At 65.3% G+C, this 14,098-nt stretch carries 13 protein-coding genes; 11 read left to right on the top strand and 2 right to left on the bottom strand.

Going from position 1 to position 14,098, the window contains the following annotated elements; translation table 11 throughout:
• Nucleotides 1-11: 11 nt before the first annotated feature.
• On the bottom strand, nt 12-1,151 hold the full coding sequence (locus tag XH92_RS29165; RefSeq protein WP_194455202.1) for an acyl-CoA dehydrogenase family protein: 1,140 nt from the start codon (nt 1,149-1,151) through the stop codon (nt 12-14).
• A gap of 81 nt (nt 1,152-1,232) precedes the next feature.
• Here XH92_RS29165 and XH92_RS29160 point away from each other — a divergent pair, with 81 nt between their 5' ends.
• The 4 genes from XH92_RS29160 to XH92_RS29145 are packed head-to-tail and all read left to right on the top strand — an operon-like array spanning nt 1,233 to nt 6,412.
• On the top strand, nt 1,233-2,099 hold the full coding sequence (locus XH92_RS29160) for a FadR/GntR family transcriptional regulator (RefSeq protein ID WP_194455201.1): 867 nt from the start codon (nt 1,233-1,235) through the stop codon (nt 2,097-2,099).
• Nucleotides 2,100-2,156: 57 nt separating this feature from the next.
• Complete coding sequence (locus XH92_RS29155; RefSeq protein ID WP_246787721.1) at nt 2,157-2,966, top strand: enoyl-CoA hydratase/isomerase family protein; 810 nt, start codon at nt 2,157-2,159, stop codon at nt 2,964-2,966.
• A gap of 13 nt (nt 2,967-2,979) precedes the next feature.
• On the top strand, nt 2,980-5,208 hold the full coding sequence (locus XH92_RS29150) for an acyl-CoA dehydrogenase (RefSeq protein WP_194455199.1): 2,229 nt from the start codon (nt 2,980-2,982) through the stop codon (nt 5,206-5,208).
• A gap of 10 nt (nt 5,209-5,218) precedes the next feature.
• On the top strand, nt 5,219-6,412 hold the full coding sequence (locus XH92_RS29145) for a CaiB/BaiF CoA-transferase family protein (protein WP_194455198.1): 1,194 nt from the start codon (nt 5,219-5,221) through the stop codon (nt 6,410-6,412).
• Nucleotides 6,413-6,432: 20 nt separating this feature from the next.
• Here XH92_RS29145 and XH92_RS29140 read toward each other — a convergent pair whose 3' ends face one another.
• The gene (locus XH92_RS29140; RefSeq protein ID WP_246787720.1) at nt 6,433-6,909 is read right to left on the bottom strand and encodes a MarR family winged helix-turn-helix transcriptional regulator; all 477 of its coding nucleotides are present in this window, start codon (nt 6,907-6,909) and stop codon (nt 6,433-6,435) included.
• A gap of 215 nt (nt 6,910-7,124) precedes the next feature.
• Between XH92_RS29140 and XH92_RS29135 the strand changes: the two genes are divergently transcribed.
• Genes XH92_RS29135 through XH92_RS29105 form a run of 7 tightly spaced genes read left to right on the top strand, consistent with a single transcriptional unit; the run spans nt 7,125 to nt 13,977 of the window.
• Nucleotides 7,125-7,481, top strand: a complete 357-nt coding sequence (locus XH92_RS29135; protein WP_194455196.1) for a hypothetical protein — start codon at nt 7,125-7,127, stop codon at nt 7,479-7,481.
• Nucleotides 7,459-8,778, top strand: a complete 1,320-nt coding sequence (locus XH92_RS29130; protein WP_194455195.1) for a Rieske 2Fe-2S domain-containing protein — start codon at nt 7,459-7,461, stop codon at nt 8,776-8,778. Before XH92_RS29135 ends, XH92_RS29130 begins: the two co-directional genes overlap by 23 nt.
• Before the next feature lie 12 nt (nt 8,779-8,790).
• On the top strand, nt 8,791-9,750 hold the full coding sequence (locus XH92_RS29125; protein WP_194455194.1) for a PDR/VanB family oxidoreductase: 960 nt from the start codon (nt 8,791-8,793) through the stop codon (nt 9,748-9,750).
• Nucleotides 9,751-9,777: 27 nt separating this feature from the next.
• On the top strand, nt 9,778-11,001 hold the full coding sequence (locus tag XH92_RS29120; RefSeq protein ID WP_194455193.1) for an ABC transporter substrate-binding protein: 1,224 nt from the start codon (nt 9,778-9,780) through the stop codon (nt 10,999-11,001).
• Nucleotides 11,002-11,054: 53 nt separating this feature from the next.
• Entirely contained in the window at nt 11,055-12,338 is a 1,284-nt protein-coding gene (locus XH92_RS29115; protein WP_194455192.1) for a CaiB/BaiF CoA-transferase family protein, read from the top strand.
• Complete coding sequence (locus tag XH92_RS29110; protein WP_194455191.1) at nt 12,335-13,531, top strand: acetyl-CoA acetyltransferase; 1,197 nt, start codon at nt 12,335-12,337, stop codon at nt 13,529-13,531. The genes XH92_RS29115 and XH92_RS29110 overlap by 4 nt, the downstream gene beginning before the upstream one ends.
• Nucleotides 13,528-13,977 (top strand): Zn-ribbon domain-containing OB-fold protein, encoded by a 450-nt coding sequence (locus XH92_RS29105; RefSeq protein WP_194455190.1) that lies wholly within the window; start codon nt 13,528-13,530, stop codon nt 13,975-13,977. Before XH92_RS29110 ends, XH92_RS29105 begins: the two co-directional genes overlap by 4 nt.
• Nucleotides 13,978-14,098: the final 121 nt, after the last annotated feature.

Genomic DNA, 14,098 nt, shown 5'->3' with positions numbered 1-14,098 from the left:
ATCGATCCGCGCTAGCGCAGCAGCTCGCGGGCGATCACCACGCGCTGGATCTGGTTGGTGCCTTCGAAAATCTGGGTCAGCTTGGCGTCGCGCATCATGCGCTCGACCGGGTAGTCCATGGTGTAGCCGTAGCCGCCGAAGATCTGGACCGCGTCGGTCGTGACCTTCATCGCCATGTCGCTGCCGACGCATTTGGCCATGCTGGCAAGCACGTTGAGCCGCTTCCAGTCGCCGGCATCGCCGGCCCGGGCGCATTCGTAGACCAGCGCGCGGGCCGCCTCGATCTGCATCGCCATGTCGGCGAGCATGAACTGCACGCCCTGGAACTCGGCGATCGGCTTCTTGAACTGCTTGCGTTCCTTGGCGTAGGCGATGCAGGCATCGAGCGCACCCTGGGCGAGGCCGACCGACTGCGCGCCGATGGTCGGGCGGTTGAGGTCGAGCGCGCGCATCGACGCGCGAAAACCCTTGCCTTCCTCGCCGACGAGGTTCTCGGCCGGCACCCGGACGTTGTCGAAGAAGATCGGGGTGTTGGGGGCGCCGCGAAAGCCCATCTTGCGCTCGTGACGGCCGAACGTAATGCCCGGCATCTTCTTCGGCTCGACGATGAAGGCGCTGATTCCGTCGGCGCCGGCACCGTCGCTGGTCCGCGCCATCACCACGATGTAGTCGGCGGCGACGCCGTAGCTGCACCATTGCTTGCGGCCGTTCAGGACATAGCTGTCGCCGTCCTTGCGGGCGCGGGTGTTGAGCGCTGCGACGTCGGAGCCGGCCTGCGGCTCCGAGATCGCGATCGCCGTGACCACGCCGCCCTCGGCGATGATCGGCAGATACTTCTTGCGCTGCTCCTCCGAGCCGAAATGCAGCAGCGGCATGATGAACATGGTGTTGAGCGCCGCGATCGATGCGCAGGCAGGCGAGACCTTCGAGATCTCCTCGCGCGCGATGCAGGCCATGGTCAGGTTGCCGTTCGGGCCACCATAGCGCTCCGGCACCCAGAGCTGCATCAGTCCCATCTCGCCGAACAGCTTGACCAGCTCGAGCGGGAAGCGGTCGGTCTCGTCGATCTCGGCGGCGATCGGCGCCACGTGCCTTGCGACCATCCTGCGCACGTTGTCGCGGAATGCGACCTGCTCCTCGGAAAAACTCATACGGACTCCCCGTCTGTTTTCTTTGCCGGAAGCCAAAAAGGGGCTTCCATTGAATGGGTGATCCATTTAATAATTCATCGCATGAGCACCAAGTCAAGCCCTCGCGCGCCGCAGCGCTCCCGCACCGCCTCGCCGAACCGGCGGGAGCGGGCCGCCGATCTCCGTGCCGCCGGCTCCGCCGCCGCGCCGACCTTCAAGCCGATCCACACCAGGCGGACGTTCGAGGAAATCTGCGAGCGGATTCGCGAGCAGCTGGCGCTCGGCGTGCTGAAGCCCGGCGACAAGCTGCCGGCCGAGCGCGAACTCGCGCAGCAGCTCGGCGTCAGCCGGAATGTGCTGCGGGAGGCGCTGCGCAGCCTGGAGATGGCCGGCGTGCTGCGGCTGCAGAAGGGCGTCAAGGGCGGCGCCTTCATCCAGCAGGGCGACACCCGCCGCATGAACGAGGTCATGCGCGACATGCTGAGCCTCGGCACGATATCCGTGCGGGAATTGTCGGAGGCGCGCGTCCACGTGCTCGATCTCGTGGTTCAGTTGGCCTGCGCGAACGCGCGCCGGGCCGACCTCGATGCGCTCGAAGCCAATATCGAACGGACGGAGCTTGCGACGAAGGAAGGCCGGCTGCTCGATCGCGTCGAATGCTCGCGCGAGTTCTACAAGCTGCTGGCGGCATCGACCGGCAACAAGGTGATCGCGATGATCGTGGACTCCGTCACCGAGATCCATATGCGCTTCGTCTACGCCAAGGTCGCTTCCAGCGGGGTCGCGATGGCGCGGCTGGCGGAGAAGCGGCGGCAATTCCTGGCGGCACTGAGCGAGCGAAACGTGGCGCTGGCGAGCCGGCTGCTGCGCTCGCACCTGGAATCCGTGCAGCGCATGCTGGAGCAGGATCCGGGAGCCATGTCGCTTCACGTCGCATTGGCCGACGTGCAACCCGGGTTGCGCCGGTAGTGCGCAGCGCCGGCGAACAAAATCAACACTCAAACAGCAATAACAATGGAGGCAAACGTGTCCAACTACGCCAAGTATGAATGCCTGACGGTCGAGGTCGCGGACAAGGTCGCGACCGTGACCTTGAATCGCCCGCAGGCGCGCAATGCCATCAATCAGAAACTGATCCGCGAGCTGCGGACGATCTGGGACGACCTCGCCGACGACCACGCCGTCAATGTCGTGGTGCTGACCGGCGCCGGCGACTTCTTCAGCGTCGGCGGCGACGTGAAGGCAATGTCGGAGCGGCCGGGCGGCGACGTGCTCGAAGAGGGCGAGGTCCACGACCCCATGATCAGCCGGCGCGGGGTCACCCGACAGCTCGAGCTCGACAAGCCGATCATCGCGGCGATCAACGGCGATGCGATCGGCTTGGCTGCGACTCATGCGTTGCTCTGCGACATCACCGTGATGGCCGAGGATGCCCGGATCGGCGACACCCACGTCTCGCGCGTTGGTCTGGTCGCGGGCGACGGCGGCACGGTGATCTGGCCGCTGCTGATCGGCATCAACAAGGCCAAGGAATTTTTGATCCGCGGCACGCTGCTGAAGGGCAAGGAAGCCGAGCGGATCGGGCTGGTCAACCATGTCGCGCCGCGCGCGGAAGTGTTGGCCAAGGCCCGCGAGATCGCGGTCGAGCTTGCGAGCGGTCCGACCTGGGCCATTCGCTGGACCAAGCTGTCGATCAACCAGATCGTCAAGGAGCGCGTGAACATGCTGCTGGAAGCCTCGATGGCGCTGGAACAGGTGACGTTCGAGACCGCGGACCACAAGGAAGCGACCATGTCGTTCAAGGAGAAGCGCAAGCCGAAGTTCGGCCAGGCGTAGCGCGAGGCTGGCAATGACGGCGACCGAAGCGTCGGATAACGATGTCGCAGGAATGCTGCGCGACTCCCTGCGCGGCTTCCTCGACGAGCATTGGTGCCCGCGCGGCGCAACGGCCTCGTCCTCGCCGGACGAGGTGTCGGCGATCTGGCGCAAGCTGGTGGGGCAGGGCGTCGCCGCGCTCGGCTCGGCGAGCGGTGAGGGCGGGCTCGCCGAGATTTTGGTCGTGATGGCGGAGCTTGGCCGTGCCGGGTGCCCGGCGCCGATGTGGTCTGCGGCGTTGGTCAATCTCTTGATCTCTGGATCGCGGTTTGACGCGGCGGTGGATCTCCTGGAGCGGCTGCATTCCCGGCAGGCGATTGTCGCCTTCTCGTTCGGCGCGCTGGATCCCGATCCCGGGACGGGCTCGATCGAGGTCACGGACCTCAAGGCCAACGGCGTGCTCCGCTTTGTGGAAGCTGCGGGAAGCGCTACGCATCTTCTGGTCGCTCTCGACGGGGCTCGCCTTGTGCTGATCGATCTTGGCGGTGCCGGCGTTGAATGCATCGCCGTTCGTGCGATGGGTGCCTGGGGACTTCACGAGGTCAGGCTGAACGCAGCGCCGGTCACGCCTATTCCCGTCAGGGCCCTCGTTTTGGATGACCTCCGTCTCAAGGGCAAGGTGGCGCTGACCGCGCGTGCTTACGGCGCGGCACGGCGTGCCTTTGAGCTCGCTGTGGACTACGCCAAGGAACGGCACCAGTTCGGCCAACCGATCGGTAAATTCCAGGCGATCCAGCACAAGCTGGCCAACTGCCTGGTCGCGCTCGAGGGCGTCAGGTTGATCCTCGAGCATGCCGCCAGACTGCATGATGGCGGCGACGACGACTGGCGTTACTTCGCCGATTGCGCATCGGCCTTCGCCGGCACTGCGCTGCGGCAGGTCTCGCTGGAGACCCAACATACGTTCGGTGCGATCGGCTATGCCGAGGAGCACGAGGCGCCGATTCATTTCAAGCGCGTGCATCTGGATACGATCACGCTCGGCGGCGCCGCGGATGCAAAGCACAGACTGGCCGCGCGGCTGTTGGATGCGGGCGGCGCCGGGCTGCCGCAATACGACCTCGGACCTGCCGGAAACGCATTTCGCGAGCAGGTTCGGCGCTGGCTTGAACAGAACTGGACCGGAGACACGAAACAGGCCTTCGACCAAAGACCGTTCGCCAAACGCGAATTCGATGCCGACTTCGCGCGCGATATCGGCGAGACCGGATGGATCGGCCTCGGATGGCCTGAGCAGTTCGGCGGCCAGGCGCGCTCGCCGCTGGAGCAGATCGCCTTCATGGAGACGATGGAGCGGGGCGAGGCGCCACGGATTGGCGCGGCGATCCAGGCCAATGCGCTGATGATGTTCGGCACGTCAGAGCAGCAGCGGAGATACCTGCCGGAAATCCTGCGCGGCGAAGCCATGCACGGCATGGGTTACAGCGAGCCGCAGGCGGGCTCCGACCTCGCGGCGCTGCGTACCACTGCGATCAGGGACGGCGATCACTGGGTGATCAACGGCCAGAAGATCTGGACCACGACCTGGTGGGGCAAATACATGTTCCTCGCGGCGCGGACCGACAAGGATGCGAAGCCGCCGCATGCCGGCATCAGCATGTTCATCGTGCCGATGGATGCGCGGGGCATCACCATCCACCCATCCGTCACCATGTATGACGGCACGTTTGCCAACATCTTCTACGATGATGTCCGCATTCCCGCCGAGAACCTGGTCGGCGAGGTCAATGGCGGCTGGAAAGTGCTGACCGGCGCGCTGGCCTTCGAGCGAGGGCTGGTCGGCGGCGGCATCGTCCTGAAGGTCGCGCACGCCTTCGAGCAGCTGCGGTTGCGTGTGATCGGCGATCGGTCCCTGGCCGATAACCCGATCGTCCGCGACAAGATTGCGACCCTGGCCTCAGAGATCGAGATCGGCCGTCAGTTGATGATGCATTGTGCCGAGCTTGCCGCCGATGGTGCGACGCCGCCGGAATATGGCGCCATCAGCAAGGTGTTCTCCGGCGAGCTGATGGAGCGCTTCGGCGAGGCCGCGCTCGACATCCTCGGCATGCGCGCTGCGCTGTCCGAGCAGATGCCGGGCGCGATCGACAATGGCCGTTTCGAGCAGAACCTGCGGCATTCGCTGATGTGGGTCATCAGCATCGGGACCAACGAGATTCAGCGCAGCCTGATCGCGCAGCGCGCGCTCGGGCTGCCGAGATAGGAGGGATCGGATGCAGAAGGATGGCGACAGGGCGCCGCTCGCCGGCGTGCGGGTGCTGGATTTTTCCATCATGGTGGCGGGGCCGTATTGCGCGCGGCTGCTCGCCGACGTCGGCGCGGAAGTCATCAAGATCGAGCCGCCGGAAGGCGACGACATGCGGCTGCGGACGCCGCTGCGTGAGGGCCACAGCACCTATTTCGGCCAGCTCAATGCCGGCAAGCGCAGCCTGGCGCTGGACCTGAAGAACGCCGATGCCATCAAGCTCGTGCATCGCATGGTCGCTGAGGCGGACGTCCTCGTCGAGAATTTCCGCCCCGGTGTCATGGATCGCCTCGGCCTCGGCTACGATGCGCTCCGCCAGATCAACCCGCGTCTGATCTATTGCTCGATCTCGGGTTATGGCCAGACCGGCCCCGCCGCCGAGCGGGCGGCGTACGCCATGATCGTGCATGCCGAAAGCGGATTCGATACGTCGCTGGCGCGCTATGCCGGCGACCGGGAGCGTCCGGCGGCAGGAGCGATCTTTGTTGCCGACATTCTCGGCGGCATCTTCGGCTATTCCGCGATTCAGACCGCGATGGTCCAGCGCGAACGCACCGGCAAGGGACAGCGCGTCGATGTGGCGCTGATGGACTGCATGCTCAACCTGCTGGTCTATGAGCTCCAGGAAGCCCAGTTCCCGATCAGCGCGCCGCGTCCGACCTATGGGCCGGTGCGCACGCGCGATGGCGATATCCTGATCGCCCCGGTGACGCCGCGGAATTTTGCCGCGCTGTGCGAGGTGACCGGGCAGGACGAGCTGGCGAACGATCCGCGCTTTGCGACGATTCCGGCGCGCGGTGCCAACTGGACTGCCATGATGCAGGTGATCGAGCAATGGACCGAGCGTCACACCGTCGCAGAATGCATCGCGGCGCTGGATCGCGCCGGCGTTCCCTGTGCCGAGTACCGGACGCCGGGCGCGGCGCTGAGCGATGCCCATCTGCGTCAACGTGGTGTGTTCGGGACGGTCTCGGATGGTGCCGGCGAATTCGTCGGCGTCAATGCGCCATGGCAGATGTCCGGGGCCGATACGTCGATCGGACGTGAGGTTCCTGGGATCGGTGCGCAGCGCGACGATGTGCTGTCGCGGATCCTCGGATTGTCGCCGGAGGCGATCATGGCGTTCGCCGCTGCGGGCACGTTTGGCAGAACGCAGGTCTAGGCCGCCGGACGCCGGCGACCTCAGCTATCGGACGCGGCGTCTGGCGGAGGCGCCTTCGCGATCGCGAGCAGGCATTTCAGGAAATGCGCGCGATCTTCCTTGCGTAGCGGAGCCAGCATGATGCTCTGCAGCTCGGCGGCCGCCGGGATGACGGCCAAGAGCGCTTCCTCGCCCGTGGCGGTGATCTGCACCTGGAGCGAGCGGCGGTCGTCCGGATTGTTCTTCTTCGAGACCAGCCGGCGTGCGACCATCCGCTTCAGCATCTCGCTGAGCGTGTTGCGGTCGCAGCTGATCCGGTCCGCCAACACCGACGGCGTCAGAGGACCCAACTGATACAGCGCCATCAGCACGCCGAACTGCCGCGGCGTGATGTCGCTCTGGCGCGTCATGCTTTGGTAGAGCCCGTCGTAGCGGGCCTCGAGTAGGCGCAGCAGAAATCCGATCCCGCCTTCGAGTTGCCAGTCGCGCGCAATATCTGTGGCCGAACTCGTTTTCATACCCTTGTCGGCTGCCATGCCGTCGTCGAACTCCAATTTGCGAATTCGCGTTAGCCGTTATCAGCTTAGCCTGACGTGCTCAACCCGGCGGAGAACCGCACCCCGGCCTGTTCCCGGCACGATGCAATGGCTTTCGCCCCTTGCCAGCTATCCGCCAATGTAGTACGTATACGTATCAAATGCGATGCCGAAGACATCGTGCAGGGAGGTTGAACTTGGACCTGCGTGAGTTGCTATCGATTCCCTATCTGCTTGAGGCCGAGGCGGTTGAAACCGAGCCGGGGCAGTGGCGGGTTCGGCTTGCCTATCCTGAGCTGCCGGGATGCACGGCGGAAGCCGCTGTCGTCGAGGATGCTCTGCGCGAGCTCGAGCGGCGCCGCATCGAATTGATCGTCGGCCTGGTAGAGCAGGGCAAGCAGCCTCCGATTCCACGCCAGCCGCTCACCGCATCCGATCCGCTTTGGACCGCTCAGGATCTCGGACTGTCCGACCGTGTCGCCGCGCTGCTCGGCGGCGGGGCCGGCCACCCGCAATTGAAGGAGGCAACGCATGCTCTCGCGCGAAGACAATGAACGCCTGGTGAGGGTCGGCAAGGGAACGCCGCTCGGCGACCTGTTGCGGCTCTATTGGATTCCCTTCCTGCCGTCGGCGGACCTCACCAAGGACGGACAACCGAAGCGCATCCGGCTGCTTGGCGAGGATCTGGTCGCCTTCCGCGACACCGAGGGCCGTGTCGGGCTGGTCGATCAGGCCTGCCCGCATCGCGGCGCACCCCTGATCTTCGCGCGAAACGAAGATTGCGGACTGCGCTGCGTCTATCACGGCTGGAAATTCGATGTCACCGGCGCGGTGACGGACATGCCAGCCGAGCCCGTGCGCAGCCGTCTGAAAGAGCGGGTTCGGATCAAGGCCTATCCCTGCAGGGAGCGCAACGGGATGATCTGGACCTATATGGGTCCAGATCAGGCCGAGCTTCCGCCGCTGCCGAATCTCGAATGGAATCTGGTGCCGGCCGAGCAGGTGCACATCTCGGTTCGCGTCCAGGAGTGCAACTGGCTCCAGGCGGTCGAAGGCGAGATCGACTCGGCACACGCGCCGCTGCTGCACGGGCGGCTCGATGCCCAGGGCACGACCAGCGCCTGGATCCAGAAGCGCGACCTGCGGCCGACCTTCGAATGCATCAAGCAGGATTTCGGCATGAGCATCGCCGCGCGGCGCAATTACGACGCCAACACGCTGTACTGGCGCGTCAACCAGTTCCTGCTGCCGTTCTATACGCTGGTGCCCCCGCTGTCGCCGTTCCCGGACCTGAGCGGGCACGCCTGGGTGCCGATCGATGACGAGAACACGCTCTGCATCATGTTCTCCTATCATCCCTCGGAGCCGCTGCTGGAGAAGACCCGGCAGGTGTTCGCCGAAGGCCACAAGGGCCGCGAGAGTGGTCATGCCAGCCGCCACGCACTGGTCCAGCATCCGGTGACGGTCCCATATGCAGGCTACTGGACCAAATACAATCCGCAGAACGGCTTTCAATTCGACTACGAGGCGCAGCGGACCACCTGGTTCTCGGGTCTGCCCGGGCTCTGGGTGCAGGACGGTGCCTGCCAGAGCGGCGTCTCGCCGATCTTCGATCGCACCAGGGAAACGCTCTGCTCGAGCGACACCGGCATCGCGATGACGCGGCGCTTCATCCTGGAAGCGCTCGGCGCCTATCGCGATCACGCGATCAGGCCGAAGGGCGTGTCGGATCCCGATGTGTTCATGGTGCGCGCGGTGTCGCTGCGGCTGCCGCCGGAGGATTCCTGGGTCGATGTCGGCGCGCCGTTCATGCGCGCGAAGCTCGGCGCCGATTTCGGGTACGAGCTGTGAGCGTATCCCGCCATGGCTGACGTGACGCAGGACGTACTGGTCAAGCGCATCGGCTACGAGGCCGAGCGGATCAATTCCTATGAGCTGATCGCGCGGACAGGCGGAGAGCTGGCGCCGTTCACGGCGGGCAGCCATATCGACCTGCACCTGCCGAACGGCATGATCCGCAGCTACTCGCTGGTGAACGATCAGCGCGAGCGGCACCGGTATGTCATCGCGGTCAACAGGGACGCCGAGAGTCGGGGCGGCTCCAGCTTTGTCCACGACTCCGTCAAGGTCGGGGATATCATGACCGTCTCCGGGCCGCGCAACAATTTCGCGCTTCACGAAGAGGCGGAGCATTCTGTCCTGATCGCCGGAGGCATCGGCATCACGCCATTGCTGTCGATGACCCGGCGCCTGGAGGCGCTCGGACGCCGCTGGGAGTTGTTCTACGCCGCGAGGACCCGCGCGGCCGCCGCATTCCTCGACGAGCTCGACACATTCCGATCCGATCCTTCGCGGATACATGTCGATTTCGACGATGAGCGATCCGGGCGACTGTTCGACCTGCCGGCAATTGTCGGAAACGCGCCGGCGCAAGCCCATCTCTATTGCTGCGGCCCGGTGCCCATGCTCGCGGCCTTCGAGGCGGCGACGGCCGATCGGCCGGCCGATCACGTGCATGTCGAATACTTCCAGGCGCGGGAAGCGCCCGCCACCGAGGGCGGCTTCGACGTCAAGCTCGCGCGAAGCAATCGCACGATTGCGGTCGAGCCCGGCAAGACGATCCTCGATGCGTTGCTGGATGCCGGCATCACCGCGAACTACGCCTGCACCGAGGGGGTCTGCGGCACCTGCGAGACGCGCGTGCTCGAGGGCATACCAGATCATCGCGACCAGTTTCTGAGCAAGGAGGAGCAGGCGGCGAACACGAGCGTCATGATCTGCTGCTCGGGCGCCAGGTCCCGTACGCTCGTGCTCGATCTCTAGAACAACAACATACGACGGGTGGAACCAATGAAGTATCTTTCGCGAATTGCCGGAATAGCCCTGCTGGCCGTGTGCGCCGGTTCGCCCGCGTCGGCAGGCGCGGCGCGCTCCCTCAAGATCGGCGTGCTCAACGACGCATCCGGCCCCTACTCGGACAATGCCGGCGAGGGTTCGGTGACGGCGGCCAAAATGGCGGCCGACGATTTCATGCGGCTTCATCCGGATTTCAAGGTCGAGATCGTCTCGGCCGACCATCAGAACAAGGCGGATGTCGGCGCCGCGATCGCGCGCCGCTGGATCGATCAGGAGAAGGTCGATGCGGTCGCCGACGTGCCGAACTCGGCCGTCGGGCTCGCAGTCAACGAAGTGGTGCGCGGCACCAAAGCGGCGCTGATTGCATCGAGTGCGGCGTCCTCCGACCTGACCGGGAAATACTGCTCGCCGAACACGATCCAGTGGACGTTCGACACCTGGGCGGCCTCGCACACGATCGGCGCCTACCTCGTGCGTCATGGCGGCAAGAAATGGTACTTCATCGCGACCGACAATGCGCTCGGCAAGTCGATGGTGCGCGACGGCACGGCGGTGATCGGCGCCGGCGGCGGCACCGTGCTCGGGTCGGTCAATGTGCCGATCAACAATGCGGACTATGCCTCGTTCATCCTGCAAGCCGAAGGTTCCGGCGCCGACGTGATCGCGTTCGCGACCGCCGGTGGCGACACGGTCAGCCTGATCAAGCAATCCGCCGAGTTCGGGCTGAAGCAAAGCGGGCGTACTTTCGCGGCGCTCCTGACCACCACCAACGATGTCGAGTCCAGCGGCCTTGCGGTCGGCGAGGGGCTGATCATCACACAGCCGTTCTACTGGGACCTCAACGATGCCAGCCGTGCCTGGTCGGCGAGGTTCAGCGCGCGGCAGCATGGGCAATCGCCGACCGCGTTTCACGCCGGCGTCTACTCCTCCGTGCTGGCTTACCTGAACGCGGCGTTGGCCGCAGGAACCAATGACGCACCGGCCGTGATCGAGAAGTTGAAGGAGAAGCCAATCGACGACGCGTTGTTCGGACCGGTCGTGGTCCGCGCGGATGGCCGCGCCATTCACAACATGTACATCTTCAAGGTGAAGAGCCCGAAAGCGTCGAAGAGCAAATGGGACCTGCTGGAGCAGGTCGGCGTGCTGTCCGGGCCGGAGGCGTTTCGGCCGCTCGACCAGGGTGGATGCTCGCTCGCCGAGCCGCCGAAGAGCAATTGACGACGACGGCCGCGACCCTCGGATCAACCCTTCTCAAACTGACGGACCTCCCGATGCTGGATCAGCTTGAAGCCGACTTCCCCGAGCACACGCCGCGGCCGGTCGACGCGCCAAGGGCGCTCGAGGGGGTCCGCGTGATCGATTTCTCGCATTTCATCGCGGGACCGTTCGCGACCATGATCCTCGCCGACATGGGCGCCGAGGTGATCAAGGTCGAGGTGCCGGGCCGCGGTGACGATTTGCGCCGCTATCCTCCGGTGCATCCCGATCTCAGGCACGGTGCACCGTTCCTCTGGACCAACCGCAACAAGCGCAGCATTGCCCTCGATCTCAAATCGCCAGAGGGCCTGAGGGTCGCACGCGAGCTGATCGCAACGGCGGACGTCATTGTCGAGAATTTTTCGGCTGATGTGATGGCGCGGCTGGGGCTCGACTATGAGAGCTGCCGCAAGATCAGACCCGAGATCGTCTATTGTTCCGTGTCGGCCTATGGCCGCGACGGAGCATTTTCGGACCGGCTCGGCTTCGATCCGATCGCGCAGGTCGAGAGCGGCTTCGTGTCGATGAACGGCTATGCCGACCGCGAAGGCGTACGCGCATTGTCGCCGGTAATGGATATCAGCACCGCGATGATGGCGAGCAATGCGATCCTCGGTGCATTGTTCGCGCGGGAGCGCAGCGGGCAGGGCCAGGCCATCGAGGTGTCGTTATTCGAGAATGCCGTCCTGATGACCGGCTATGCGACCATGCAGTCGCTGTTCAACAATGCCGATCCGAAGCGAAGCGGCAATACCAGTCCGGACACGTGTCCGTCGGGCGTGTTCCTGGCCAGCGATTGCTCCTTCTATATCAACTGCGGCAACGACAAGATCTTCCAGCGCCTGATGGCACAGGTTCTCGAGCGCGAGGATCTCGCGGCGGCCGAGATCTATGCAACCGGCCCCGATCGAATCCGCCGGCGCGAGGAGCTGTTCGCGATTCTCGGCGATGCCTTTGCCCGGAAGCCCTGGTCGCACTGGCAGTCGCGGATGCGGGCGGCCGGTGTCCCCTGCGGTCAGGTGCGCAGCGTCGGCGAGGCGATCCGTTCGCCGGAGGCAAGGGAACGCGGGATCGTCACCCGGATCCCGCACGAGACGGTGGGTTGGGTGCCGAACGTGAACCTGCCGATCCGCTATTCGCGAACGCCGATCGTCGATCCCGTTGCGGCACCGGCGGTCGGGCAGCACACCGAAGACGTGTTGCGTGAGTTGCTCGGCTACGATGAGTCCGAGATCGCGCGCCTTGCCGCCGGCGGAGCCTTCGGCAGCGAGCCCTCGCGACAGGAAATCAAGCCATGACGACGCGAGCGCGCGACGAGCGGACACTGCGGGGCCGTGTGGCCGTCATCGGGATTGGTGAAACCGAATATTATCGCCACGGCGCTTCGCCCGACCCGGAATTCAAGCTCGCGCTGAAAGCGATCCTGGCGGCTTGCGCGGATGCCGGGCTCGATCCTCGCGACATCGACGGGTTCTCGTCCTACAGCGACGATCGCAGCGAGGCCTCGCGGCTCGCCGCGGCGCTGGGGACGCATCGGTTGCGCTCCGCCACCATGCAATGGGGCGGAGGCGGCGGTGGGTGCTGCGCTGCGGTTGCCAACGCGGCCGCTGCGATCGCCGCGGGCCTCGCCGATTGTGTCGTGGTGTTCCGCTCGCTGGCGCAGGGCCAGTATGGCCGGTTCGGGCAGGCGGGCGGGGTCCATACGGTTTCGGGCGAGCGGTCGTACCTGATGCCTTATGGTGTGCTGGCGCCGCCGCAGCGCTTTGCCATGCGGGTGCAGCGCTACATGCACGAGCACGGCGTGCGGCAAGAGGCGTTGCGCGCGATTGCGCTCGCCTCCTATCATCACGCGCAGGCCAACCCGCGCGCCGTGATGCACGGCAAGCCGCTGGACGTTGCGAAGTACGACGCCTCGCGCTGGATCGTGGAGCCGTTCCATCTCTACGATTGCTGCATGGAGAATGACGGCGCGGCGGCCTTGGTGCTGGTATCGGCGGAGCGCGCAACGGATTTCCGGCACAAGCCGGCCTATCTGCTCGGTGCCGCCTTCGGATCCGGACATCGCGCGGCGGCGACGGCGCACAACGCGCCGCTCTACGCCACCGCGAGCTTCGACACCGTCGCGCCCGATCTCTACCGAATGGCCCGGGTAGGGCCGTCCGATGTCGGCGTGGTGCAGGCGTATGAAAATTTTACCGGTGGTGTCGTGATGGCGCTGGCGGAGCACGGCTTCTTCAAGCCCGAGGAAGCCAACGAGGTCCTGACCTTCGACAATCTGATCGCGCCGTCGGGGCGGCTGCCGCTCAACACCAGCGGCGGCAACCTCGCCGAATGCTACATGCACGGCTTCGAGCTCGTGCTGGAAGCGGTTCGCCAGGTGCGCGGCACCTCGACGAACCAGGCTCGACGTAGCGACGTCGCAATGGTCATCGGAGGTCCGATGGTCTCTCCCGCGAGCGACCTCATTTTGGGTTCGGAGGCCACTTTATGAGCAAGCCGAGCGAACGCTATCTCCCGGCAGGGCTGCCGATCCCGGTCGCGGAGCCTGACGGCCTGTCCGCGCCCTATTGGGAAGGATTGCGTCAGGGCAAGCTGCTGGTGCAACGCTGCGGGCGCTGCAACACGTGGCAGTTCGGTCCCGAATGGCTCTGCCATCGCTGCCACGCCTTCGACCCGACATGGACCGAGGTCGAGCCGCGCGGCCGGATCTACAGCTGGGAACGCGCGTGGCACCCGTCGCATGCAGCGCTGAAAGGACACGGACCTTACATCGCGGTGCTTGTCGAGCTGCCGCATGCCGGCGGCAGTCGCATGGTCGGCAATTTGCTCGGCGATCCCGAACAGGCGGTTGCAATCGGCGCCGACGTCGAAGGGGTCTTCGAGCATCACCCGGAAGCGGATCCGCCTTATTCCTTGCTGCAATGGCGCCGGACGTAGGTTTCCCAGGAGTGACTATCCATCCCTGCGCTTGATACGGGCATTCGATCGCGCGTCTACCGGAGATAGCTGGTCGATGGACCGCTGCACCTGTGATCCGTCGCGGGTGAGAACTGATTTG

The sequence above is a fragment of the Bradyrhizobium sp. CCBAU 53421 genome (assembly GCF_015291625.1).
GTDB lineage: Bacteria > Pseudomonadota > Alphaproteobacteria > Rhizobiales > Xanthobacteraceae > Bradyrhizobium.
This window is presented reverse-complemented; position numbering and strand designations above follow the sequence as displayed.